This is a genomic window from Caulobacter sp. GW822-FHT07D08 (assembly GCF_058798735.1).
Map to the genome: position 1 here is coordinate 300,133 of NZ_JBXAKU010000004.1, position 20,862 is coordinate 320,994.

The following is a 20,862-nucleotide window of genomic DNA, read 5'->3' on the forward strand; positions in this document are numbered from 1 at the left end:
GCTTGTGGTCAGGCGCGGTTGCCGGGACGGACCGGCTTGGACTTGATGGCGAAGCCGGCCATGAGCTTGGCGACCTCGGCTCGGCGGTGAGCCGCGTCGGCCGGCGGAATCACCTTCACAGGCTGAGAATTGGCGGCGCGCTTGGCGCGTGATAGCGCCTTCAGGATTGGCACGGCGCGGGCGGTGGCGAGAGCCTTCAGCGGCCCAGGCTTCGGGAAGAACTCCGCGCCTGGCTGGCCGGCATAGTCGGTCACGGCCTGCTCTAAGGCCTCATATGGGAAGCTGGCCAGCTGCTCCCGGTAGACCTTCCAGAACGCCGCCGATCGCGCCGCCTCCCCAACGCCGTAAACGAGCACGAGCGGCTGGAGCAGAGCGCGGACAGCATCAGATCCGCACGGCGCCGCCACGGCGCTCAGCGCCTTTACCGAAGCCCTGGCCTCAGCGAGTAGCGCCGGCGCCCGGCATATCGCCTCGACCTCCAGATCGGCCGGCGCTTCACTCGAAAGCAGACGCCATAGCGCGGTCGATATCCGACAGTCGGTCAACGTAGGCGGCTTGCTTCCGGTCGTGGTGAGGTCGTTCATGGGGCTGGTCCACTTGGACGGGTTCAACGGGGCGGGTTCGGTTGGCGTGGTTCCGCTCAATCGCGGGAGTGAAGTAGGTCCAGGTCGTCATCGGCCCGGCCCTTGGCCTCGCCGCGTGGGCTTCCACCGCCGGGATTACGTCGAGGAACCAGGAATAGCCGAGTGACCGCCAGCGGGAGATTTCGCCAAGCGACGTGATCAGGCCTGGCTGACGGGCGAGGTCGATGTGCCTGTTGACGGCCTGGAGGTCGCCAGCGTGAGCGTTTGCGTCGCCCTTCGGCCAGTCGTCGACCTCGGCGGCCACTTCGCGCGGCGCTCGCGCTACTACAGCAACAGCATCTATTTGGTTTTGGTTCTGGTTCTGGTTATGCCGGCTATTGCTGTCGGCGCTGGAAGCAATTGCTTCGCCGCTGGCATTGTTTTTCTTGGCCTTTTCGGCCGCACCACGTTTTCCCGCCTCTGATCGCTTACCGGAAGTGTCTTCGTACTTGGCGAGTTCAGCCGAGAGGCGACGGTGGGTCAGTTTGCCCCGCGAGCGGGTGAAGTAAGGGAGAACGACGCCTTTGATCGCGTCCCATTCCGCTGGCGTACAGCGGGCCAGGCGCGACAGGTTTGCGTCGGCCGCCGGAAGCGCGCCGCCGGCCCGCCACATGCCCATGAGCAGCAGCAGGTAAGCCCCGTGCTCAAGGGCGCCGAGGTGGTGCGTGTCGCCCAAGTAGTCGGCGACATAGAGCTTCATATACGGAGGGGCACTCACCCGAGCCATTCCTCCGGGGTGCGGTCGCCCTTGGCCGAGTTACAGTTGACGCAGCACCAGACGAGGTTCTTGCCTCGCCCGCCGCCGCGCGACTTCGGAATCTGGTGATCCTTGGTGATCCCGTCGGTCGCGCCGCAATAGAAACAAATCGGGTCGCCGGCTGGCGCCGCCGCATCACGGCGCGAGCGGCGCAGCAGCGGCTTGGAGGCGGCCTCGATCTTCAGCACGTCCGACATGGCAACGTGAAGGTTCTTTGAGATCCACTCGGGGGACCGCTTCATGTTCAGGAAGACGCAGACCGCGACGGTGTTGGCGCGCGACAGGCCGACGCGGTCGGCGAGCTTCAGCCAGGCCTCTTGTCGTTTCATCAGTCGAACCCCTCCGCCATCTGACAGCGCAGGTGCGCCATGCCGCCTTCAGTGGCAGCCCAGACTACAGGTGAGACATTCCATTCCGACACCGGCTCGACGTGGTCGCTGGCCTCAAGCCGACGCAGGGCGCCGTTGACGTTGTCGATGCTGGTCTCAATAAGAGCCGAGATCGTCAGGCTCGTGCTGTAGCCGTCGCCCACGGCGAATAGGACAGCAAGCAGCAGGCCGCCGGGGCCGCGACGGCGACGGCGCGGGGCGGGTTCGGCCTGGGCGACGGACAGAGGCGCGGCCTTGACGACCGGCGCGGGCACTGCAGGTGTCGGCGCGGGTGGCGCGACCAGCAGGCCTCTCGCCTCAGCCACGCGGTAGGCGCCCAGGTCGTCGGCGCAACACCCCGCCATGTTGGCTATGTGGTTCCACGGGATACCGTGGGCGCGCTTCTCAGCGACGTAGCCAGACAGGTTGCCGGCCGTCATGCCGCCTCTCCCGCGATCTTGCGCTCAGCGCTGAAGCAGGTGACGCCACACGAAATGCGCGGCTCGTCTTCAAACCGCCCACGCTTGGGATCGAGTGTGTCGAGGAAGACCTGGCCGTCGGTCTTGGTGCGAATGGCCGACCGGCCAACGATGCGCTCGATGCGGGCCGCTTCTGCAAAGTCTTCAGGGAAGTCGACGCGCGCCTTGTTCATGTAACCCATGCCGCCCTTCCAGCAGACTTTGCAGTTATTGTTGCCGTACCCGAGGAGGTACATTGTCGGCAGAGCGATCCCGGCTCGCTCTACCATCGCCAGGCAGTCGGACTTCCCCAGGCCCTCATCAAGGAGCGGGGTCACGCACATGATTTCAGGATGATGGAGCCGGAAGTCGCGGGCTCGATGTTGCGAGATCTCTTCGTCCGCATCGAAGCCGAAGACTTGGATGTCGTCGAAGGACTGGAAATTCTCACGGACAGCACGCTTCAGCAGTGCGCTGCACTTCGCGCCGTCAGGCCCGTTGATATAGCGCTCGCCAAGCGCGACCTCGAAGTGATCCTTATAGCGATGCGATCCGATCTCAGTGATCGGCCGACCGAACCATTTCGCGCAGTCGTCTGCGAAGCGGTCGTTGTCCTCGTGCTCTCGGCCTAGCCGGATGCGGACAACTTCGACGCGTTCACCCCAGCGCGCGATGGCGAGCTTGGTCGCAACGGCGGATGTAGCGCCGCAAGAGAACCACGCCACGACGCGTTGGCCGTGATCGTTCAGTTCGCGCGGCCTGGGCGACATGTCGAACAGGGCGGGTTGTTCTGGCGTTTTGGCCATCTATGCCGCCTCTCCCGCCCTATCAGCGAAGAGGTTGGCCTGAACCCCTTCAGCCGGCGGCGCGTCGAACATGCCAGGCGCGGCAGCCGCGGCCTTGGCGATACGGTCGCAGGCCACGGCGAACCATTGCTCGGTCAGTTCGATACCGATGAACTTTCGACCGGCGCCAATTGCGGCGACGCCCGTCGTTCCCGACCCCATGAACGGGTCGAGGACCGTCTCGCCCGGCCTGGTCGAGTTCTCGATGTAGAACCGGCAAAGGCTGACCGGCTTTTCAGTCGGGTGGTCGCTCTCGTCACGCTGGAAAATCGAGACCAGGGCTTTCGACGACGGATCGTTGATCCGGAAGGCCTTGCCCTTCCTCATAAAGAGGACGAATTCGCAGGTCTGTTGGTACCAGCGGTTCGGCATGGCCGCGCGCTTGTCCCAGGTGAGCAGACGGTGGAACTGCAGGCCGGCCGCCTCGGCTGCGCTCTGGGCGGCAACGAGGTTTCGGTCATTCGTGAAGACGTAGACATGCGCGTCGGGCCGAAGGGCGGCCGGCAGCATAGGAAGCCAGTCCGACCAATCGAGGTCGCACGCGACGATCTCGCCGCTGTTGTTGTAGGCGTCTCGCATCCAGCCGGAAAAGCCGGCCTTGTCGATCGCCTCCAGGGAGCCCCCACCGGAGGTGACGAGGTAGGGGGGATCCATCAGGCCGCAGTCCGCCGGCGCCAGCGTCGGCAGCACCTCGCGCGCATCGCCAAGGTATAGGGTCGCGTCGCCGATCACTTCCTTGCGGAGGTAGGTCAAGCCGCAGCCCTCCGCCCACCAAGGCCATTCCAAGCGGCGATGTCGGCGTTCGTGGCGGGGTCGATCCCCTCGACGATCGCTCTCGCCCGGGCATGGCCGTACTGGTGAACTAGGCGGCGGGCGGCTTGCTCTTCCCAGCTATGGCCGGGGCCTTCCAGGCCTCGGACAGTATTGGGCGGGGTGTTGATGTAGGTGCTCAAGCGACACCTCGGGCGGTCAGCTTTTCGACGAGGCGCTGGGCGGCCCTGCCGTGGGTCTCCGCCTTCGCGGCAAGCTCCATGTGCTTGGCCATGAGGTCGGAGTAGCCGGCGACGACCTGGCGCAATTCGGCGAGGTCGACCGCATCGGCAGCGCAACGCTCAGGGCCTCGCCGTTCGCGCTCCTCGGTGACCCATGCACGCGGGACAAGGAGGCGATCGGCGACGATGCGGTCGCTGAGCGTCTCGCGATAGCAGCCGGCGAGGTCGTCGTAGTCGCCGTCGAGCGCCTCACGGATCCGGCGCCAGTCGTCGGGCGTGGGCTTGCGGGGCGGCTCGGCGGAGATGCCGACGGCGACGCCCGGGCGGGCCGCTGCTTGAGTGGTGGTCATCTTGAGACCTTTGGACTTGAGAGCCGGCGCGGGACGGCCGGCGAGACAATCGGGACAGGTGTCGTCGCGGCGCTTGCCGGCGACGCGCCAGCCGAGGCGGCGGAACTGAGCTGAAGCGGCGGTGAACCCGCTCCCACGCGTGACCTCGTCCTTCACCAGGGCATTGCGGCCGCAAGCGCAGGTGATCACCTGGACGCGCTCACAGCCGCCGATGCGGTCGTTGAAGGCGTAGGTCGAGGTGAAGAGTTCGCCCCTCGCCATGGGTCAGGGCCGTTCAATCTTGATCGGCCAACCGGCCTCCCGCTCCGCGCGAAGGCGGGCGTGGAAGTCAGCCTTGCGTTCGGCGAGGGTTCGATTGTCGCGCTCTCGCTTGGCAGCGGCGGCGCGGCCCATGACGCTCGCAGCTTCCCGTGTGGTGATGGGCCGCTCGCCGCGCCAAGCCATGCGGAACAGGGCTCGCAAGCCGTGATCAAGGGCGCCGACCACTACAGCAGACGCCTTGGGGTGTGAGTGGACGGCGCCCATGACTTAGACCCCCAGGCGACCGAAGACGGCCGGACGCTCGGTGCTCTTGGCCGCGTCCAGCACGATCTTCTTGAAGGTCTCTTGCCGAACATGCTCGGCCCTGTGCAGCGCCACGCCGAGCTTCAGAGCGCCTTCGTCCAGCGACCAGCGCAGGAAGGCATAGAGCGTGACGGGCTCGCCGCCGAAGTAGACCGGGACGCCGAGCTGAAACTTGGTCGGCAGTTCGACGCCGCCCGTGGTGCGCGCCTCGGTCTCATCGCTGTACTCGAAGTTCTCAGTGTCGGTGGCTGTTCTGACCGCCTTCTTGAAGTTGACCTTCCGAACCGCCTGGAGGTCGCGGCAGGCTTCAAGAAGATCGGCGCCGGACGGAGCGACGATGTCGGCCGCGTTCTCCTCCAGGAACCGGGCGAACTCGAGCTGCGGCATCAACTTCTTGTCGATGCCGACCCATGTCGTCCATTCAGCAGCGAACGGAAGGGTCAGGTGGCTTGAGTGCGCAACCAGGGCCGCCGAGGTCGGGCCATGGTAGTCGATGGCCGCCTGGATGCTGTTGCGGCTGATGTCGGCGAATAGCACCGTGTCAGCGGTCTTGAACCGGTTGACGTATTCGACCAGGGAGTCGGCCGTCTGGAGCGTGACCGCTTGAGTGATGTGCTTAGGCTTGGCGACGTCGAGCGTGTTCGGCTCGGTCACATCTTTGACGGTCACGTCATGTGGGGCGACGAGAAAGGTCCGGCCGCTTTCGGTCTTGACGACCTCGGGGACGCCTGCGGCCTTGCGGGCGAGATCGGCGATTGCGTTGGCTTCCGTGGTCATAGGTTAGGCTCCCGCCTTCTCGGCGACGACTTCGCCGGTGCGCTTGTCGACGACATCGCCGAGCGTGGTGGTGACGAACATTTCCCGCTGGGTCGGGTCGTCGCGGAACAGGTCGCCGTCCAAGTCGGCGAAGAACAGCGCGTCCGGCCGCTTGGGCTGCGGGACCTTGGTCGCGATCTTCGCGGAGATGATGACGGCATTGTCGCCCTTGCCTTGCGGCTTGACATTGAGCGTAAGCGTCAGGGAACCGGCCTTGCCGTTCTCAAGAACGCCGCGCACGACTTCAGCGAGTTGCTCAGTGGCGGAGTCGACGACCCGCCCCTTTCGCATATCCCGAAGTGTGTCGGTGAATGGGCGCATAGAAGAAAGCCCTCTCCTTGTGCGCCGGTGAGAGGATGGGCCCCGGCGCGATAGCCCAGGCCGTCAGGTCCCGCAGGACTTCACGGCAAAGAGGATTGCGGCGACGATCCCCGCCCAGATCAGCAGCTCGAGCACGATGGCGGCGGCGAACGGGGTGGGGCGGCGGCCGGAGCCGGTCGGGGTGCGGATCACGCTCATCACGACACCAGCCGGATTTGAGCTTTGCGGGCGCGGACGGCGTTGTAATGGTCCTGGGCCTTGAGGAAGGCGTCGCGGGCGGCGTCCTCTGCACGCTTCAGTTCGTGCTCTTCCTCTCTGCCGTCGGCTTCCATTTCCACCACGGCCTGCATGCTGGTCGCCGAAGCAACGGTGCTGCTGATCGAGGTCGCCATCAGGTCGACCTCGGGCTCGCCCTGGATCATCTTGGCCAGGCCGGCGAACACGACCGACCGCTCTAGGGCCGCCTCCAGCGTGAAAACCTGCCCCCACGTCGGAATGTCGGACGCGTGGTCCTCGCTTAGGCTGAGCAGCTGGGCGACGCGCTGGCGGCTGATGCCGAGATAGGTGGCGCAAGCGTCTTGCGTCCCGATTGCCGCGACCAGCTGCTTGAACAGCGCCTTGAGCATGGCGGGCTCGAATTCAACGGCCTTCATTGCGCGATAGCTCCGTTTCGCAAGGTGAAGCCCATTTTGAGTTCGGGCATGTTCCGACCGTCCAAGCGTGGGGCTTGGCCAAGAGGGCGGCGGCGATGAACGACATGGAGAGGGTGGTTCAGCACTTGGTGCTGGCGAGAGAGGCCGAGCGGCGGGCAGAAGAGTTCGCCGCTCAGGCTCATTGCCATCGCGTGTTCGCCCAAAAGATCGCCACGACGGCCGTAGCGCGAGGTGCGAGGCCACGACGGGGCGAATACTCGGATGACCGAACACGGCGCCTCGGTCGCGGCCCCGACGAGCACGGTGTTGCGGGGTGAGCCGGCCGTCATTGGTCGCCTCGCGGATAGTTGAGGACCGCAAACTCGCCGTAAATCCGCAGGGCCGCCGCGTCATAGGCCCTGGCGGCCCCTTCCGGGCTGTCGAACGTGCCGAGAGAGGTTCTCCGCCCTGTAATTGCGGCGCGGTAGCGATTTGTCTGGCGGATACGCCGCACGCCGCGCAATCCGGTATGGTTCGGCGCGGAGTCCCTGTTCGAAGCGTTCTGAGCGCAGTTTGCCAGGCGAAGATTGGCGCGCCGGTTGTTCAGGCCATCACGGTCAGCGTGGTCAACGAGGACGCCATCGGGCGCGTCCATGATGAGGCGGTGAAGCCAGACAACCCCGTCCTCACTACCATCGCGCACGTGACGGGCGACGTGCATCGTGCCGCGCGACGAATTGCAGGTGAAGGCGAACCACAAGTGGCCCGCCGCCAGGGGCACGTCCCCTTCGTCGATGGGAGACATGCGGCCGCACGCGAGCGGCACTTTCCAGACTCCGTCGTCGTCCAGGAATGGCTCGCGGAAGATCTTGCGGCCAATGCTCAGGTTTTCGCGACGATAGTCAGTCGTGTCGCCGTTCAGCGGGTAGATGCGCTCAGACCCGTCATAGCCAAGGAGTTCCCTCGCGAAGCTGAACATGCGCTTTCGCTCGATACGCACGACCTTGCCGTTCGCGCGGAATTTCCACGGCTTTGCTTGCGCGAGTGCGACATCCTGATCGTCTACCAAGACAGAGCCGCCCCGGATGGAAACCTTAGAGGCCATGGGCAGCTCCGGACGCGATCGGAGTGTGGCGTGAAAAGGCGCGCGGAGGTCCATTCCCAGCGGGTGACGCTAAGCCCCCGCGCGCCACGACGCAGCCAGCCGGGGGAGCGGCTCGCCGGTCGATCTGGTTGTGTGATTGCCCCCGATCCATGGCGCTACGCCGACAGCCTTGGCATTGCCCCGCCGGCCGGGTTGACCGGCACGACGGGGCGCCCTCCCGTGAGAGCTGCAAAACGACTCACGGAGAACTTGAGATGGATGAAGCTACCGCTCGCCTGTACGAGCTTGTGCAGCAGGTATCGACAAATGCCTCTGGCCAAGCCTATCAGTCCCGCCAGAACCGACTGCTCATCGTCGGCCTCATGCAGGAAATGGAAAAGCTTTCGCCAGGAGCTTTCGACCGCATCATGGCGGTCATGGAGTCGGAGATGGGGCCACTCGAACCTATCGAACACGACGCGTAGCCTCCAAGTCGAGGCGCGCGGCGCGGATGTCTGTGGCGATTTCGCGCTCGATCTTGCGCTGACGACGGCCTTCCACGAGGCGCCGATAGAGCATCTCAGCGAAGGCCGCAGCGGCCATACCAGCGACGAAGCACATGTAGATCTGGAAGGCCGACATCTAGGCAGCCCCCATCGCGCGAGTGTCATAGGAAAAGGCCAACACGCCGTAGGTCACGGCCAGGGTCGCCCAGGCGGCGGATCGCCAGAACTCGCACCAGAAGAAGTGCGCTGCGGCATGGATGGCTGCCGCAGGCGACGAGAGGCCGAAGGCCACTGCCGTGATCACGTGAAGGGTGAAGGCCGACATTATGCGGCTTCCTGGGACGCGCGGTCAGCAGCCGCGTCGGCAAGCTCTTCCAACGTCGCCACGCCCAGATCGCGAAGTCTGGCCCAGTGCTCGGCTGGGATCGAGTTTCGCTGCGCCCACGAGCGGACGGTGTGCAAGCTCACACCCAGCGTTTCGCTGACCTGGCTGGCGGGGCGACTACGGATGATGACTGCATGGGTTCGCATAGGCCCGTATAATGCATTTTGCATTTAGCGAGGCAAGTGCCTATTGCATTAATCGGCGCGCTAGCCCTCATGCCATGGGCACTATGGGTGAGCGACTGCGCGAGGCGCGAGAGAGGGCGGGCCTGACCATCGAAGAGATGGCCAGGGCTGTCGGCGCAAAGGTGCCGACCTATACCCAGCATGAGAACGGCACGCGGAACTACCCGGCCAAGAAGGCTGCGCAGTATGCCGAATTCCTTCGGACAACGCCGGAGTGGTTGCTCTACGGGCGCAAGACCAAGCCGCAGCTTGTTCCCGTGCCAGTACCCACTGAGACAAAGACGCGGAAGATACCGGTGATCGACTGGGTCGCCGCCGGCCAACTTGCGGACAATGTTTCGCAGCTACCGCCCGAGAGCGAGACGATCGAAATCAGCGGCCTGCCGCCTGGAGACTACTTCGGCACGAAAGCGCGCGGCGACTCGATGAACCGGGTTGCGCCCGACGATAGCCTTCTGATCGTCAATCGAGCCGACCGCGAACTGGTGCGCGGGCGCCGCTACATATTCGCCAGCCGAGGCAAGACGACGTTCAAACGGTTTGGCGGTAAGGATCCGTATCGCCTGGAGCCCGAGAGCTGGAACCCGGCAAACGAGCCCATCTATCCCCGCGACGGGGAGACCTGGGAAGTCATAGGCCGTGTGACTATGGTGGTCGCGGAAATCTAGCGCCGCCTAGCGGCTAGGAGGGGGAATGGCGATCGACTGGAAAACCGGCGTGCTGGCCGCTGGCGCCGTCGCGATCTGGGGCGTGTTCTTCGTCCTCACGCACGATGGCCGACCGGCCGCCGCCAAGAAGCTCGTCGCACATAGCTTGCGAGATCCAGCTTCCGCGCAGTTCCGCGATGTAGTCGAGCACGGCGGGGCTGTCTGCGGCGAGGTGAATGGGAAAAACGGTTTCGGCGCCTACGCCGGCTTCAAGCACTTCATTGTGGTCGACGACCAGGTAACTGTTGAGCTGGACCTCCCGTCAGAAGCGTTGAGCCCCGGCATCAGCCGCGCCGCGGTTCGCGAATGGGACGCTCGCAACGAGTTCACGGGCCTGTGGCTCATGAGATGCCAGACGCCGCTGCCTGCGTTGCCGGCGAAGCTCGAGCCCGACTTTCCTGGGATCAAGCCCTAGCCCTCCCCTACCCCTAGGAGGGGTGAATGATCGAACCCGCGCTGGAGGCTAAATGACTTCTGACCCTCACACCATTCTGATCCTCCAAACAATCATGAAGGTGTCGAATGGAAGTGGCGCTGCATGGTGGGTAGATGTCAGCCCCGCCTTGGAGCCCTACGGCCTGGACTTCAACAACGTCTCGCCCTTGCGCGATCGCGGACTGATCGAGCGGAGCAGAGAAATCGGTCTGCTCCGCTTGACGCCAGCCGGCCGCGCTAAGATCAGCTGAAATTTCCGCTAGGCCAGCAGCCGGTTAGTTCGGCAGTGACAGGGCAACCAAGCTCCAGGACCAAGCTGGCGCCGGACCAGTCGTCGCCCGTGATCTTCAGATCGATCTTGCGGACGCCGTAGCGGGCTCCGAGGTCTTCGCCGGTCAGCGCGTCATGAATGCCGGTCGTAAGACCATCACCACGGCCAGTCAGCTTTATCCCGCTGCGCTCGCCTGGCGGTTTCAGCACGACTTGCGTCTTGGCTTCCTGCGCCAGGCGCTCTACGCCGCGCAAGAACGCCTTGTGCAACTCTCGCGAGGGGTTTGAAGCTGCGGCCTTCGTCTGCTCAGCCTCCAATTCCATGACCCGGCGCTTGTGAAAGGCCAAATCACTTTCGCCGACCGCTCGCTCGTCCATCTCGACCTCCATCCAGCCCCGCCAAGCGCGGGGCTTTTCTATGGGCGGAGGATAGCGCGTTGCAGAAATAATGCAAAATGCACTTGACCGGCACTAATGCATTTTGCATTGTCGCTTCATCGAATTGATGGAGCCACCCAGTGCCCACCACCTCCGCCCTAGAAGCTGCAATGGCCGAAGCGACCGCTTCGCACGCGCCGGTCGCTCGCAAGCTGCACACGACGCAAGCTGAGTACGCCGCGGCCCGCGCTGACCTCGAAGCCCGCGCTCGCGCTGGCAAGACGGTCCAGGGTCGGAACAGCAAGGGTCACTTCACCCGGGGCGTGAAGGTGTTCACCGTCGGCGCCGCTTCGGTCGCCCAGGCTCCGGCCAAGGTCGAGAAGGTCGCCGAAGTCACCCGTCGTCCCGTCACCGTCGATCGCGATCACCGCGCTTCGGTCGTCGGCCTTTCGGCGGAGGCCTGACCATGGCCCTCGACCACGGCATCCTGAACATCCCGCTCTCCAAGCGCGGCGACATCGACAAGCAGCTGGACGCCTACAAGGCGAAGCTGGCCGCGACGATGAAGGCGGAGGGCAAGGACCGCGCCGCCACGCTCAAGGCGCTGACGATCGAGGCCAAGGCGCTTGTTGACGGCCTCTCCGCTGAACGCCTCGCCACCCTGGCCGCGAAGGCCAACCTCACCCCGACCCAGGCCCGCAAGAAGCTGCGCTCGATGGCGCACTGGTCGCCGGCCGTCGTCATCCGCTCGCTGGAGTCCTGACCATGGCCGCCACGATCACCCCGAACCACGAAGCGCAGATGCGCCCCCTGGTCCTGACCATCACCCCCGGAATGGACGGCTACCGCATCGCCTACAAGGGCGGCGAGTACCATGAGACGCTGGCCGAGGGCGTCGACGCCGTCGCCCTTCACCGCTCCATGCGCGAGGCCGTCGGCCTGACGTCGGCCCTCCTCTGGGAGGTCTTCGGTCGATGACCGAGATCGCTCCTCCCGCCCGCCTGACGGTCGACCGCATCAAGGCGATGTCCCCCGTAGCTCAGGCCGAGACCTGGGCGCGGCTGGAGATGAACTCCTCCTCGATCTCGACATGGGCATCGGCAACGGCCTCAGCGAGACCGACGAGCTTCGGATCGCCGCTGCCGCGCGCCTCGCCCGCGCTGGCGTCGTCTTCGCCGTCCTGAGGGTGGTTCTGAGCCGCAACGGCTCCCACGCCCAGGTCACCGTCACCCGCGTCTTCCCCATCCGAAAGGCTGCATAATGCCCCGTAACCAAGTCACCGCCACGGACACCTTCGAGGTCGAGGTCGACCTCAAGGGCACGTTCAATCCGGGTTGTCCCGAAGAGCGCCCCAGCTACGCGAGCGGTGGCTCTCCCGCCGAGCCGGCCAGCATGGAAGACGTCGAGGTCATGAGCCTGTCGGGCCTGCGCCGCTGCGCTGGCGGCTGGACGCGCGTCGACCTCCTCGGCGGCGTCGACAAGGCGGCGCGCGAGAAGATCCTGGCCAACATCGCCGACTTCATCGCCGAGAGCGCCCAGGAGCAACTCATGGCCGCCCTGCCGGAGGTCGAGTGATGCCCAAGGTTCAAGCGAACATCGACATCGCCATCGGCGACGACATGCGGGTGCGCCCGCGCCAGGGCGGCGGCTTCCACGTCCTGATCGGCCCGCCCGGCGATCACGTCGCGATGTTGTCGTTCTCGGACGTCGCCCAGGCCGAGGCGCTGGCCTTCGTGCTCACCACGTCCGTCATCACCCACGGCGGCCTGGGCGCCGCCGTCGCCGCGACCTCCAACGTCAAGCCCTTCCCGGTTCGCGCCGCGAAGGCCGACGGCCCGCCGCTCGACGCGGCCTGACCACCCAACCCGCAACCACGCCGCCAAGAGCGGTTCTAGCCCAGAGAGGGGAATAGCCATGGTTTGGCCCGTCGCCATCCCGATCACCGTTTCCACGCCAGCGCAGACGGCTTCGGCCGCCGCGATCCGGTTCGACCGGCTCGTCGGCCGCTCTTTGCCGCTCGACCAGATCGACGCCGCCCTGGTCGAGGGCGCTATCGCCCGCGCCGCGCTGCTGAAGTCCATGAAGGCCCTCCGCCAAGTTCGGATGGACGCCAAGGCGGAACAGAAGGCGGCGGCTAAGGCGGCTGAGCGCTACGCTCGCGAAGAGGCGCGCATCATCGCCGCGCGAGACGCCGCCATCACCGGCGAGCGCATGGCCACCGCCATGAAGCTGGAAGGGCCCGCCCTGGCTCGCGTGTTCGCATGAACGCCATCACCCCCGTTGAAGCGTCGGCCGAGGCTGGCGCGGACATCCTGGCTGAGTTCGAAGCCGACGCTGGCATCGTCCTCCAGGAGGAGAAGAAGGCCGCCGCCTTCTATGCCGCCTGCGCCGCCGAGGTCGACGCCCACACGCCCGACCTGACCACGGACACGGGCCGCAAGGCCATCGCGTCGCTCGCCTATCGCAGCAACACGCGAAAGGCCGCCATCGACAAGGCCCGCCTGGGCCTGACTGAGGGCTGGCGCAAGCAGACCGCCGCCGTCAACGCGGCCGGCAAGGTCGCCGAGGCCAAGCTGAACGACCTCGCGGTCAAGGCGCGCAAGCCCCTGACCGATTGGGAGAAGGCGGAGGCCGACAAGAAGGCTCGCGCCGAGGCGGCGTTCAAGTTCCTGCAGGATGCTCCTGTCGTCCTGCTGAACGACACGGCGGCCACGCTGGAAGCCCGCCTCCAGGCCGTTCGCGACTACCTCCTGCCGAACGACTTCGAGCCCGAGCACCGGGACGCGTGCGAACGGTTGCGGGCCACGGCCATCGCCGCCCTGACCACGGCAATCGCCGAGGCCAAGCAGAAAGAGCAGGACGCGGCGGATCTGAAGCGGCTGCGCGATGCGGAGGCTGAGCGCCTGGCCGCCGCCCCGGCGCCGGCCGCTGTCGCACATGGCGAGACCGTGGCGTTCAGCGCGCCCCCGCCGGCCCCCACCGCTCCGCCTTCACCGCCCCCTCCCGAGCCGTCGGCCCTGCTGACCGCCCTGGGCCTGGCCAAGGCTGACCTGATGAAGGTCTGCCGCCTCGACGAGGAGACCGCCAAGGCCGTCGTCCTGGCCATCGGCCGCGACCAGATCGCCCACCTCACCCTCACCCTGGAGAGCCGCAATGCTGGCTGACGTCCTCGACCAGTTCGCCGCCGAGCCCGCGCCGCCCCCGGCGCCGGCCGCGCGCGTCCGCCCCGCATCGGTCAAGCCGAAGCTCCACGTCGTGAAGTCCGACGCCCCGGCCATCCTCCAGGCCATGGCCAAGGGCCTCATCGACCCGGCGGTGTCTGTCGAAAAGATGGAGCTGATGCGGACGATGTACCGCGAGGCGATCGACGACGCCGGGCGCCGGGCCTTCACCGTCGCCATGAACGGCGTGCAGGCGGCCATGACCGCTATCCGCGCCAACGCCATCAACAGCGACTTCGACAGCCAATACGCCACCTATCCGGCGCTCGACGCTGTCCTTCGCCCGCTCTACACGGCGGCCGGATTCACGGTGGGCTTCACGACCGAGCCGTCGGACCTCCAGCGCCACCAACGCGTGGTCATCGTCCTCACCCACGTGGACGGCCATCGCGAGACGCACCGGGCCGACTTCCCGTCCGACGGCGTCGAGGACGGCGAGCAGGTTCAAACCCTGATCCACGCCGCGGCGTCGGCCTTCACCTACGCCCAGCGCTACCTGCTGTGCCTGGCCTTCAATATCGCCGTCGCCAAGGACGGGGACGGCAACGTCGTAGCGCCACCGCCTTCGGCCATCACCGCCCTTCAGGTCACGGAACTGGCCAACCTCATCGACCGCACCGGCGGCGACGAGGCCGGCTTCCTGCGGGTCTTCAAGATCTCCGACCTCTCCGCCCTCCCCTCCAACCAGTTCGAGCACGCCATCCGGCTGCTGAACCAACGAAAGGCCGCCTGACCATGTCTGTTCGCTTCATCGACTGCGATCAGAACTCGCCCGAATGGGCCGCCGCCCGCCTCGGCATCCCGACGGCCTCGGCGTTCAGCGACGTGCTCGCCAAGGCGGCCAAGGCCGGCGGCGAGCGCAAGACCCGCAACACCTACATGCGCAAGCTGGCCGGCGAGATCATCCAAAAGCGGCCGATGGTGAACTTCACCAACGCCGACATGGAACGCGGCCACGCCCAGGAAGACGACGCGGCCGCGCACTATGCCTTCATCCAGGGCGTCGAAGTCCAGAAGGTCGGGTTCGCCCGCAACGACGCCATTCGCGCCGGCGCAAGCCCGGACCGCGCCGTCGCCGATGACGGCCTGCTGGAGATCAAGACCAAGGCCCCGCACCTGATGGTCGAACTGATCACGGGCTGGGACGAAACTTGTCCGTCCGAGCATAAGGCCCAGGTCCAGGGCCAGCTCTGGGTCACCGACCGCGCCTGGGTCGATCTGGCCTTCTACTGCCCCGGCATGCCCATGCCGATCGTCCGCGTCTACCGCGACGAGTTCTATATCGCCGAGTTGGCGCGCGAGGTCCGCGAGTTCAACGACGAACTCGACAAACTGGTCGCCCAGGTTCTGGCCTTCGGCCAGCCGACCGCCCTGGCCGCCTGATGCAGCCCGCCGCCCCGCTCTCCCACGCCGCCAAGGCCCGGCTTGCCGCTGAACAGCGCGCGGCCGAGGCCAAGGGCGCGAAGATCCGCGAGAGCGAGGCGGCGAACCTGCGCCGGTTCGGCGAGACCGTCCGCGACCTCCGCGCCTTCGGTCAGGTCACCGACCACGGCCAGGTCGCCCAGGGCGCCGACGGTTCGGCCGCCCTCACCCTTCAATTCCGCGACGCTGGCGCCGCCGAGGCCGCCCGCAACGCGATCTTCGGAGCTTGGCCCGAATGAACGGCATCGGCTTTATCTGGGACGGGAAGGCCCGCGCCCTTCGGGTGCAGCCCGACTACGCGCGCCGCGCCGCCGCCATGTTCACGCATGGCTACGGCTATCTCATGGTCCCCGACCGGACCCCTGAAGATCATCGCCACTTCTTCGCGCTGATCCGCCTAGCCTGGGAGAACCTGCCCCATCACCTGGGCAACGAGTTCCCCTCGCCCGAAATGCTCCGCAAAAAGGCCCTCGTCCGCACCGGCTTCTACAACGAGGCCAGGATCGCCCACGAGACCGAGGAAGACGCCTGCAAGACGGCGACCTTCGCGGCCAACGCCGACGGCTTCGCCTTGGTCAGCCGCCGGGGGACCTGGGTCATCGTTCGCACGCCCAAGAGCCAAGCCGAAGGCGCCATGCCGCGCGAGGAGTTCAGGGCGAGCAAGGAGGCCATCCTCGCCTTCGTCTCCAACCTCATCGGCGTGGACGTGACCACGCTGCGCAAGCAGGCGGAGGCCGCCTGATGAAGCCGGAAATCACGATCGTTCCCGAGCGCGCCCCCGTCACCGCCAACACCGCGCCCCGCCGCCCCCTCACCCGCGCCGAATACCTCCAGCTCTGCTTGGACCAGAACGGCAAGTGCGGGTGCGGCTGCGGCGTCAAGCTCGATGCCCTTCGCGAGAAGGTGACGGACGAGCACCGGATCCCGCGCGCCCTGGGCGGCTCCGACGCCGTCGAGAACCGCGAGCTATGGCGCAAGCCCTGCTCCGACAAGAAGACCGCCGATCGCGACATCCCCGCCATCGCCAAGGCCAAGCGCCTGGCCGGCGAGGTCGGCATCGGCCGCCGGAAGGTCCCGATCAAGTCGGCCGGCTTCTCCAGCCGCACCCGCAAGTTCGACGGATCAATCGGCCCCACCAAGAAGGCGGCCAGAGCCGCCAGGGAGAACGATCATGGCTGAGCGCATCACCAATCTTTCAGCGCCGCCAGTCGTCGGCCGCCGCTATCTAGTCCCGACCGTCGAATGGCTGTGGCGAGGAGACAAGCCGCGCGCATGGCCGGTGTTCCTGCCGCTGCATGACGATGCCCGGTTCTTCAACTTCAAGGAGGAGCACTATCACGCTGACCCGCGCTTCATCGATACGCGGATCTGGCGGGGAATGGGCGCCGACGTCTGGTGGGACGCCGGGAGGAGTGGCGACCCCATCGCTCTAAAGATCGCGCAACGCACGCCGATCGCTCCGCATCGCCGTGGGGAATACGCCCGCCCGTTGCCACCGCTGGTTTGGCGGGTCATGACCTGCAAGCGAACGGTGCTGGACTATCAGTTCAGCGACGCGCCTGCGGTCGAGAAGCTGAACGAGCACTACGCGGGCCACCAGTGCTCCCGCGCCCGCTCCGGCTGGGTCTGCCCGCACCAGAATTGGCCCATGGGCAGCGTCGAGCCCGACGCCAACGGCGTGATCACCTGTCCGCTGCATGGCCTGAAGGTTGATGCGGTCAGCGGCGTCGTGCTGACCCCTGCGCCGAAGCCGGCTCCGACCTTTGGCGAGGCCCTAGCGCACGCCTACGAGTCCCGTGGGGTGGTGCCTCCCGGTGCCAATGCCGCCCTTCCCGTTCCCGGGCCTACAGGGGCGGAAGCATGAACGAGGCCCTGATCAAGGTCACCTGCTACCGGTGCAAGACGGTGTTCGGCCTGCCTGAAAGCCACTACCGGGCGGCTAAGGCGAGCGAGAAGGTCTCGTTCTATTGCTCCTACGGCCATGGGCAAATCTTTAGCGAGGGGCCTTCGGAAGCAGACCTCCTTCGCCGCGAGCGTGACCGGCTGGCCCAGAAGGTCGCCCAGGTCGAAGACGAGAAGCGGATCGCCTGGAACACGGCCAACGAGCGTGAGGAGATGCGCGCCGCCGCCGAACGCCGCGCGAGCGCCGCCCGGGGCCAGGTCACGCGCCTGAAGAACCGCGCCGCCGCCGGCCTCTGCCCCTGCTGCAATCGGTCCTTCGTGAACCTGCAGCGCCACATGTCCACGCAGCACAAAGGCTTTGCTGCCGACGGCGCTACATTCAACGCCGCTCGTGATGCTGCCCATTCGGAGATGGGCCGTTGACCCTACGCACCAGGCACCCACCAGAACCGCGCCCGGTGGCGCTTCTTTTCCGCGCTTGCGCGTACGAGGGCCTCATATCCCAGAGCGGACTCCACCACCTTGGCCAAATTGTCTGCCCTCTTAGCCGTGCTGGCTTCGGGCGGTACGGCGGGACGCGGCCAGCCGAACGACGAGGTTTCAGCCAAAATGTCGCGCATGTTCCTCACGAGCTTAGCGGCAATCGGGTTGCCGAGGGCAAAGGTCGGAACCTCGGCCAAAAAGCCGTCAGCGTAGACGATGCGATTTTTATCGAACGGCTCCAAGAGAGATCCGGAGATCCATTCCCGCCATGCATTTTGGTAGTCGCGAGCAACCTCGTAGGCCAACGTGAACACGCCTTCGAGGGCCGAGTAGCGCTCAGCGTCAGCTTCGAGCGCAGTCTTCCGCTGGATCTGGACCGAGAAGAAGATCGCGGCGACCGACCCGACAGCCTGAACCCAGGCGGGCCAGTCTATGCCGTCGCCGACTACTTCCACCGGAAATCCTACGTGCATCAGCCCCTCCATCAACTCCGGAGGGCAGCATGACCGCGCGCATGGTCAAGGTCGAGGGCCTCTGATGCCCTGCACCCCCTTCAGCATCAACGGCGTCACCGGCTTCGTCTGCGGCCCCAAGGTCAAGCCGAAGCGCTGCGCCTGCGGCTCTGGTCGCCCGGCCGACCTCCTTTGTGACTGGAAGGTCGAGGGCGGGACCTGTGACGCCAAGATCTGCGCCGCCTGCTCCACGGCGCCGGAGGAGGGCAAGGACCTGTGCCCGACCCACGCTGTCGCCTTCCGGTCCTGGCTTGAGCGGCGCGGCCCTTCCTCGAAGGAGACGGGCCGTGGGTAAGGGCGAGACCACTGCCGAGATCCTCACCGGCCCCGGCCGTTGCCGCCTGATCCTCGCCCCAGAGGCCGCCGGCTACAGCGTTGGCTTCGACGCTGAGGGCTCGGCCGCCTGGGTCAGCTTCCCGGTTGGCCTTCAGGTCCACAGCAACCGCGGCGCCGCCATATCAGCCGCCGCGCGCCAGATCCGCCACGGCTTGTCAAGCCGCATCACCCCTCCCGTCGACGCATGGCTTCGCGAGATCTCGCCGGCCCAGGGCGACCTTTTCGGAGCGCAACACCCATGACCGAGAACACCGACACCCTATCACCTGAAGTGCTGGCAGACCTGAAGGCGAAGGCGCTGAAGGCCAAAGCCGCCTATGCCGCATACGAGGCTAACGACAGCGTCGAGAACTATAACGCCACCGAAGCGGCCGACATCGCCCTGGTCGAGGATCGTTCATTCCACGACGTCATCCTCTCCCTTCTCACCGCCCTTGAAGAAGCAGAGGGGCGGATAGAAGACCTGACCAACAAGCTTGACGACGCGCTGCACGACTACGGCAACGCTGAAAGCGAGGCCAAGGGCGCCGAGGCCGATATCGCCGACCTCACCGCCCGCGCTGAGAAGGCCGAACAGCAGGTGGCGGTCTACGAGAACCTTCTGATTAGCCTTCGGAGCTCGCAAGGCCAGAGAACACAAGCGCGCATCGACGCTGCCCTCTCCCATAATAAGAGCGAGGCCGACAGCAATGTCTAAGATCACGGAAATCACCGCGTCTTGGGACGTGACGCGCAAGGAAGTCGGCCGCATCACCTTGTGCGGATCGACCAAGTTCCGCGACGAGTACGAACTGTGGAACAAGCGCCTGACCTTGGCCGGCTTCCTCGTCTATTCCGTCGCGGGCTTCGGCCACAGCGGCGATACGTTCACGCCCGAGGAGAAGGAACGGCTCGACCATATCCACATCGCCAAGATCGACGCCAGCCATGCCATCGTGGTCATCAATCCCGGCGGCTACATCGGCGAGAGCACGCGCCGCGAAATCGCCTTCGCGGAGCAATTTGGCAAGGACGTGTTTTACACGAGCCTCGGGCCAGGTCGGACGGTCTACGAACTGCGCACCGGTCCCGATGGCCCGTCATCGCTGCGCTACCGGGCGTTCGATTGGGGCAACTCCCCGATCAAGATCGAGAGCCACCGCTTCTCGCTGACCGACGCCGAGAAGGACCGCGTCCTTGCCGAGGAGCCCTCCGATGACCGCTGACATCCAGGCCGCCGTTGAGCGGCTGTCCCAGAGCCGCGATCGTGCGCGTGAAACGGCCAAGCGCGGGGACATCTTCGACCCGAACCCGCAGCTTGCGGCCGTGGCGATCGAGGCGAGCAACTACGCCAACGCGGTCGACACGGTTCTCGCCGCCCTCGCCGAAGCCAACGAGGCCCGCTCTATCCTGCAACAGGCTGTGCTGGAGCGGACTGCGGAACGCGATGAGGCGAAAGCCGAATGCGACCTTCTTCAAGAGGTTCTGGACGGCCGTCCCGCCATCAACGCCGCGCTGCCCGACAGCTACATTCGTTGGTCTCAGGGCGTCATGTCCGGCGACGTGATCCGCGCTCTCCTGTCTAAGGGCGGGGAGGGGGAGGGAGAAGACGGGGGTCCGTGCGCGATTTGCAGCGACCCCGAAGATGACGGGCCGTGTCCAGAACACCGTCCCGCCCCTGCGACGGCTGCGCTCGCCACGAACCCTGACAATCCGCCCGAGGGCTTCAGACGCCTTCCGCCTGGCATCCGCTGCCGATGCATCCGTCTGTGGCGGGGAGCGAGCGGCGATCACTACTGCTGCCGGCCCGTCCATGAACAAGGGGAAGGGTGATGGGGAAGCTGACCGACAAAGATCGCGCCTTCTTGGCGGCGCTCGTCAAGCATGGAGAGCTTTCGACTTCTCTGGCGAACCCGCCCGTGATGGGCCTCGCAAAGGCTGGCCTGATTAGGTTTCGGTATCGATCCGAAGACCTCAACATCATGCAGATCACCGCTGCCGGCCGTGCGGCGCTAGAGGACGGGAGGGAGGCGTGAGCGAAGCCCTCATCGGCGTCGGCGCTGTCCTGAGCATCGCCCACCGTCCTAAGGGCGGCGGCCCGCTGCATGGCCACACATACGAGGTCGTGGCCTGGTTTGGCGACGGAGACGCGGTCGAACTTCAGCAGAAGCTCAAAGCCGTGCTGGACCAGATCGACCACACCGACCTCGGCGACGGCCTCTCGCGCGCGGAGGACATTGGCCGCTGGGTCGCTGAGCACCTGACGGGTTGCCGCATCGTGGACGTGAACCGCCCGCTGGAGCGGATCTACGCCTGTGTGAGGCCGTGATG

43 protein-coding genes are annotated in these 20,862 nt (G+C 66.1%); 25 read left to right on the plus strand and 18 right to left on the minus strand.

Going from position 1 to position 20,862, the window contains the following annotated elements; all coding sequences use genetic code 11:
• Positions 1 to 8 precede the first annotated feature (8 nt).
• The 8 genes from AC1RJ9_RS10290 to AC1RJ9_RS10325 form a co-directional block, all read right to left on the minus strand.
• Positions 9 to 254 carry a hypothetical protein gene (locus AC1RJ9_RS10290; RefSeq protein WP_492839214.1) on the minus strand — a complete coding sequence of 82 codons (246 nt, stop codon included), beginning with the start codon at positions 252 to 254 and terminating at the stop codon, positions 9 to 11.
• A gap of 241 nt (positions 255 to 495) precedes the next feature.
• Positions 496 to 1,323: a YdaU family protein gene (locus AC1RJ9_RS10295; RefSeq protein WP_492839215.1), complete on the minus strand. Its 828-nt coding sequence runs from the start codon at positions 1,321 to 1,323 to the stop codon at positions 496 to 498.
• Between the two features lie 14 nt (positions 1,324 to 1,337).
• Complete coding sequence (locus AC1RJ9_RS10300; RefSeq protein ID WP_492839216.1) at positions 1,338 to 1,709, minus strand: HNH endonuclease; 372 nt, start codon at positions 1,707 to 1,709, stop codon at positions 1,338 to 1,340.
• Positions 1,709 to 2,188: a hypothetical protein gene (locus AC1RJ9_RS10305; protein ID WP_492839217.1), complete on the minus strand. Its 480-nt coding sequence runs from the start codon at positions 2,186 to 2,188 to the stop codon at positions 1,709 to 1,711. Before AC1RJ9_RS10305 ends, AC1RJ9_RS10300 begins: the two co-directional genes overlap by 1 nt.
• Complete coding sequence (locus AC1RJ9_RS10310) at positions 2,185 to 3,012, minus strand: hypothetical protein (protein WP_492839218.1); 828 nt, start codon at positions 3,010 to 3,012, stop codon at positions 2,185 to 2,187. The genes AC1RJ9_RS10305 and AC1RJ9_RS10310 overlap by 4 nt, the downstream gene beginning before the upstream one ends.
• Entirely contained in the window at positions 3,013 to 3,783 is a 771-nt protein-coding gene (locus AC1RJ9_RS10315) for a DNA-methyltransferase (RefSeq protein WP_492839219.1), read from the minus strand.
• Between the two features lie 17 nt (positions 3,784 to 3,800).
• Positions 3,801 to 4,004, minus strand: a complete 204-nt coding sequence (locus AC1RJ9_RS10320) for a hypothetical protein (RefSeq protein WP_492839220.1) — start codon at positions 4,002 to 4,004, stop codon at positions 3,801 to 3,803.
• Complete coding sequence (locus AC1RJ9_RS10325; protein ID WP_492839221.1) at positions 4,001 to 4,654, minus strand: hypothetical protein; 654 nt, start codon at positions 4,652 to 4,654, stop codon at positions 4,001 to 4,003. The genes AC1RJ9_RS10320 and AC1RJ9_RS10325 overlap by 4 nt, the downstream gene beginning before the upstream one ends.
• Before the next feature lie 60 nt (positions 4,655 to 4,714).
• Here AC1RJ9_RS10325 and AC1RJ9_RS10330 point away from each other — a divergent pair, with 60 nt between their 5' ends.
• Entirely contained in the window at positions 4,715 to 4,903 is a 189-nt protein-coding gene (locus tag AC1RJ9_RS10330) for a hypothetical protein (RefSeq protein ID WP_492839222.1), read from the plus strand.
• Positions 4,904 to 4,921: 18 nt separating this feature from the next.
• Here the strand turns inward: AC1RJ9_RS10330 and AC1RJ9_RS10335 are convergent, their stop codons facing one another.
• From AC1RJ9_RS10335 to AC1RJ9_RS10355, 5 genes are all read right to left on the minus strand, one after another.
• A complete protein-coding gene (locus tag AC1RJ9_RS10335) occupies positions 4,922 to 5,734 on the minus strand; it encodes a DUF2303 family protein (RefSeq protein ID WP_492839223.1) in 813 nt (270 codons plus the stop codon).
• Positions 5,735 to 5,737: 3 nt separating this feature from the next.
• A complete protein-coding gene (locus AC1RJ9_RS10340) occupies positions 5,738 to 6,094 on the minus strand; it encodes a YfdP family phage-associated protein (RefSeq protein WP_492839225.1) in 357 nt (118 codons plus the stop codon).
• A gap of 63 nt (positions 6,095 to 6,157) precedes the next feature.
• Positions 6,158 to 6,292, minus strand: a complete 135-nt coding sequence (locus AC1RJ9_RS10345; protein ID WP_492839226.1) for a hypothetical protein — start codon at positions 6,290 to 6,292, stop codon at positions 6,158 to 6,160.
• Positions 6,292 to 6,747 carry a hypothetical protein gene (locus tag AC1RJ9_RS10350; RefSeq protein WP_492839227.1) on the minus strand — a complete coding sequence of 152 codons (456 nt, stop codon included), beginning with the start codon at positions 6,745 to 6,747 and terminating at the stop codon, positions 6,292 to 6,294. Before AC1RJ9_RS10350 ends, AC1RJ9_RS10345 begins: the two co-directional genes overlap by 1 nt.
• A 325-nt stretch (positions 6,748 to 7,072) precedes the next feature.
• Positions 7,073 to 7,831 carry an AP2 domain-containing protein gene (locus AC1RJ9_RS10355; RefSeq protein WP_492839228.1) on the minus strand — a complete coding sequence of 253 codons (759 nt, stop codon included), beginning with the start codon at positions 7,829 to 7,831 and terminating at the stop codon, positions 7,073 to 7,075.
• A gap of 254 nt (positions 7,832 to 8,085) precedes the next feature.
• Between AC1RJ9_RS10355 and AC1RJ9_RS10360 the strand changes: the two genes are divergently transcribed.
• Complete coding sequence (locus tag AC1RJ9_RS10360) at positions 8,086 to 8,295, plus strand: hypothetical protein (RefSeq protein WP_492839229.1); 210 nt, start codon at positions 8,086 to 8,088, stop codon at positions 8,293 to 8,295.
• Here the strand turns inward: AC1RJ9_RS10360 and AC1RJ9_RS10365 are convergent.
• Together AC1RJ9_RS10365 and AC1RJ9_RS10370 are read right to left on the minus strand one after the other, a co-directional pair.
• Complete coding sequence (locus tag AC1RJ9_RS10365; protein ID WP_492839230.1) at positions 8,276 to 8,452, minus strand: hypothetical protein; 177 nt, start codon at positions 8,450 to 8,452, stop codon at positions 8,276 to 8,278. The genes AC1RJ9_RS10360 and AC1RJ9_RS10365 overlap by 20 nt on opposite strands.
• Positions 8,453 to 8,641: a hypothetical protein gene (locus AC1RJ9_RS10370; RefSeq protein WP_492839231.1), complete on the minus strand. Its 189-nt coding sequence runs from the start codon at positions 8,639 to 8,641 to the stop codon at positions 8,453 to 8,455. It lies immediately after the preceding gene.
• A gap of 289 nt (positions 8,642 to 8,930) precedes the next feature.
• Between AC1RJ9_RS10370 and AC1RJ9_RS10375 the strand changes: the two genes are divergently transcribed.
• Both AC1RJ9_RS10375 and AC1RJ9_RS10380 read left to right on the plus strand, forming a co-directional pair.
• Positions 8,931 to 9,554, plus strand: a complete 624-nt coding sequence (locus AC1RJ9_RS10375) for a LexA family transcriptional regulator (protein ID WP_492839232.1) — start codon at positions 8,931 to 8,933, stop codon at positions 9,552 to 9,554.
• Between the two features lie 25 nt (positions 9,555 to 9,579).
• Positions 9,580 to 10,008 (plus strand): hypothetical protein, encoded by a 429-nt coding sequence (locus AC1RJ9_RS10380; RefSeq protein WP_492839233.1) that lies wholly within the window; start codon positions 9,580 to 9,582, stop codon positions 10,006 to 10,008.
• A gap of 263 nt (positions 10,009 to 10,271) precedes the next feature.
• On the opposite strand, the gene AC1RJ9_RS10385 is transcribed toward AC1RJ9_RS10380, so the two are convergent.
• On the minus strand, positions 10,272 to 10,688 hold the full coding sequence (locus AC1RJ9_RS10385; RefSeq protein ID WP_492839234.1) for a hypothetical protein: 417 nt from the start codon (positions 10,686 to 10,688) through the stop codon (positions 10,272 to 10,274).
• A gap of 158 nt (positions 10,689 to 10,846) precedes the next feature.
• On the opposite strand from AC1RJ9_RS10385, the gene AC1RJ9_RS10390 reads away from it, so the two are divergent.
• The 3 genes from AC1RJ9_RS10390 to AC1RJ9_RS10400 are packed head-to-tail and all read left to right on the plus strand — an operon-like array spanning position 10,847 to position 11,654.
• Positions 10,847 to 11,140, plus strand: coding sequence for a hypothetical protein (locus AC1RJ9_RS10390; protein ID WP_492839235.1), 294 nt, complete (start codon positions 10,847 to 10,849; stop codon positions 11,138 to 11,140).
• Between the two features lie 2 nt (positions 11,141 to 11,142).
• On the plus strand, positions 11,143 to 11,439 hold the full coding sequence (locus AC1RJ9_RS10395; RefSeq protein WP_492839236.1) for a hypothetical protein: 297 nt from the start codon (positions 11,143 to 11,145) through the stop codon (positions 11,437 to 11,439).
• 2 nt (positions 11,440 to 11,441) lie between these two features.
• Complete coding sequence (locus AC1RJ9_RS10400) at positions 11,442 to 11,654, plus strand: hypothetical protein (RefSeq protein ID WP_492839237.1); 213 nt, start codon at positions 11,442 to 11,444, stop codon at positions 11,652 to 11,654.
• Positions 11,655 to 11,715: 61 nt separating this feature from the next.
• Here the strand turns inward: AC1RJ9_RS10400 and AC1RJ9_RS10405 are convergent, their stop codons facing one another.
• Positions 11,716 to 11,889, minus strand: a complete 174-nt coding sequence (locus AC1RJ9_RS10405) for a hypothetical protein (RefSeq protein ID WP_492839238.1) — start codon at positions 11,887 to 11,889, stop codon at positions 11,716 to 11,718.
• A 47-nt stretch (positions 11,890 to 11,936) separates the two neighbouring features.
• Between AC1RJ9_RS10405 and AC1RJ9_RS10410 the strand changes: the two genes are divergently transcribed.
• Genes AC1RJ9_RS10410 through AC1RJ9_RS10460 form a run of 11 tightly spaced genes read left to right on the plus strand, consistent with a single transcriptional unit; the run spans position 11,937 to position 17,644 of the window.
• Complete coding sequence (locus tag AC1RJ9_RS10410) at positions 11,937 to 12,251, plus strand: hypothetical protein (protein WP_492839239.1); 315 nt, start codon at positions 11,937 to 11,939, stop codon at positions 12,249 to 12,251.
• A complete protein-coding gene (locus AC1RJ9_RS10415; protein ID WP_492839240.1) occupies positions 12,251 to 12,532 on the plus strand; it encodes a hypothetical protein in 282 nt (93 codons plus the stop codon). Before AC1RJ9_RS10410 ends, AC1RJ9_RS10415 begins: the two co-directional genes overlap by 1 nt.
• Positions 12,533 to 12,590: 58 nt before the next feature.
• The gene (locus AC1RJ9_RS10420; RefSeq protein ID WP_492839241.1) at positions 12,591 to 12,941 is read left to right on the plus strand and encodes a hypothetical protein; all 351 of its coding nucleotides are present in this window, start codon (positions 12,591 to 12,593) and stop codon (positions 12,939 to 12,941) included.
• Complete coding sequence (locus AC1RJ9_RS10425; RefSeq protein ID WP_492839242.1) at positions 12,938 to 13,840, plus strand: hypothetical protein; 903 nt, start codon at positions 12,938 to 12,940, stop codon at positions 13,838 to 13,840. The genes AC1RJ9_RS10420 and AC1RJ9_RS10425 overlap by 4 nt, the downstream gene beginning before the upstream one ends.
• A complete protein-coding gene (locus AC1RJ9_RS10430; RefSeq protein WP_492839243.1) occupies positions 13,830 to 14,630 on the plus strand; it encodes an ERF family protein in 801 nt (266 codons plus the stop codon). Before AC1RJ9_RS10425 ends, AC1RJ9_RS10430 begins: the two co-directional genes overlap by 11 nt.
• 2 nt (positions 14,631 to 14,632) lie before the next feature.
• On the plus strand, positions 14,633 to 15,280 hold the full coding sequence (locus AC1RJ9_RS10435) for a lambda exonuclease family protein (protein WP_492839244.1): 648 nt from the start codon (positions 14,633 to 14,635) through the stop codon (positions 15,278 to 15,280).
• Positions 15,280 to 15,558 (plus strand): hypothetical protein, encoded by a 279-nt coding sequence (locus AC1RJ9_RS10440; protein WP_492839245.1) that lies wholly within the window; start codon positions 15,280 to 15,282, stop codon positions 15,556 to 15,558. Before AC1RJ9_RS10435 ends, AC1RJ9_RS10440 begins: the two co-directional genes overlap by 1 nt.
• Positions 15,555 to 16,061, plus strand: a complete 507-nt coding sequence (locus AC1RJ9_RS10445; protein ID WP_492839246.1) for a hypothetical protein — start codon at positions 15,555 to 15,557, stop codon at positions 16,059 to 16,061. The genes AC1RJ9_RS10440 and AC1RJ9_RS10445 overlap by 4 nt, the downstream gene beginning before the upstream one ends.
• Positions 16,061 to 16,498 carry a hypothetical protein gene (locus AC1RJ9_RS10450; protein WP_492839247.1) on the plus strand — a complete coding sequence of 146 codons (438 nt, stop codon included), beginning with the start codon at positions 16,061 to 16,063 and terminating at the stop codon, positions 16,496 to 16,498. The genes AC1RJ9_RS10445 and AC1RJ9_RS10450 overlap by 1 nt, the downstream gene beginning before the upstream one ends.
• Positions 16,491 to 17,183, plus strand: coding sequence for a Rieske 2Fe-2S domain-containing protein (locus AC1RJ9_RS10455; protein WP_492839248.1), 693 nt, complete (start codon positions 16,491 to 16,493; stop codon positions 17,181 to 17,183). The genes AC1RJ9_RS10450 and AC1RJ9_RS10455 overlap by 8 nt, the downstream gene beginning before the upstream one ends.
• Positions 17,180 to 17,644: a hypothetical protein gene (locus AC1RJ9_RS10460; RefSeq protein ID WP_492839249.1), complete on the plus strand. Its 465-nt coding sequence runs from the start codon at positions 17,180 to 17,182 to the stop codon at positions 17,642 to 17,644. The genes AC1RJ9_RS10455 and AC1RJ9_RS10460 overlap by 4 nt, the downstream gene beginning before the upstream one ends.
• 2 nt (positions 17,645 to 17,646) lie before the next feature.
• On the opposite strand, the gene AC1RJ9_RS10465 is transcribed toward AC1RJ9_RS10460, so the two are convergent.
• On the minus strand, positions 17,647 to 18,177 hold the full coding sequence (locus AC1RJ9_RS10465; protein ID WP_492839250.1) for a hypothetical protein: 531 nt from the start codon (positions 18,175 to 18,177) through the stop codon (positions 17,647 to 17,649).
• 64 nt (positions 18,178 to 18,241) lie between these two features.
• On the opposite strand from AC1RJ9_RS10465, the gene AC1RJ9_RS10470 reads away from it, so the two are divergent.
• Genes AC1RJ9_RS10470 through AC1RJ9_RS10500 form a run of 7 tightly spaced genes read left to right on the plus strand, consistent with a single transcriptional unit; the run spans position 18,242 to position 20,860 of the window.
• Positions 18,242 to 18,511, plus strand: a complete 270-nt coding sequence (locus tag AC1RJ9_RS10470; protein WP_492839251.1) for a hypothetical protein — start codon at positions 18,242 to 18,244, stop codon at positions 18,509 to 18,511.
• On the plus strand, positions 18,504 to 18,794 hold the full coding sequence (locus AC1RJ9_RS10475; protein ID WP_492839252.1) for a hypothetical protein: 291 nt from the start codon (positions 18,504 to 18,506) through the stop codon (positions 18,792 to 18,794). The genes AC1RJ9_RS10470 and AC1RJ9_RS10475 overlap by 8 nt, the downstream gene beginning before the upstream one ends.
• On the plus strand, positions 18,791 to 19,249 hold the full coding sequence (locus AC1RJ9_RS10480; RefSeq protein ID WP_492839253.1) for a hypothetical protein: 459 nt from the start codon (positions 18,791 to 18,793) through the stop codon (positions 19,247 to 19,249). The genes AC1RJ9_RS10475 and AC1RJ9_RS10480 overlap by 4 nt, the downstream gene beginning before the upstream one ends.
• Positions 19,242 to 19,757, plus strand: coding sequence for a hypothetical protein (locus AC1RJ9_RS10485; RefSeq protein ID WP_492839254.1), 516 nt, complete (start codon positions 19,242 to 19,244; stop codon positions 19,755 to 19,757). The genes AC1RJ9_RS10480 and AC1RJ9_RS10485 overlap by 8 nt, the downstream gene beginning before the upstream one ends.
• Entirely contained in the window at positions 19,747 to 20,364 is a 618-nt protein-coding gene (locus AC1RJ9_RS10490) for a hypothetical protein (RefSeq protein ID WP_492839255.1), read from the plus strand. Before AC1RJ9_RS10485 ends, AC1RJ9_RS10490 begins: the two co-directional genes overlap by 11 nt.
• Complete coding sequence (locus tag AC1RJ9_RS10495) at positions 20,364 to 20,567, plus strand: hypothetical protein (RefSeq protein ID WP_492839256.1); 204 nt, start codon at positions 20,364 to 20,366, stop codon at positions 20,565 to 20,567. Before AC1RJ9_RS10490 ends, AC1RJ9_RS10495 begins: the two co-directional genes overlap by 1 nt.
• Positions 20,564 to 20,860, plus strand: coding sequence for a hypothetical protein (locus tag AC1RJ9_RS10500; protein ID WP_492839257.1), 297 nt, complete (start codon positions 20,564 to 20,566; stop codon positions 20,858 to 20,860). The genes AC1RJ9_RS10495 and AC1RJ9_RS10500 overlap by 4 nt, the downstream gene beginning before the upstream one ends.
• Positions 20,861 to 20,862 lie beyond the last annotated feature (2 nt).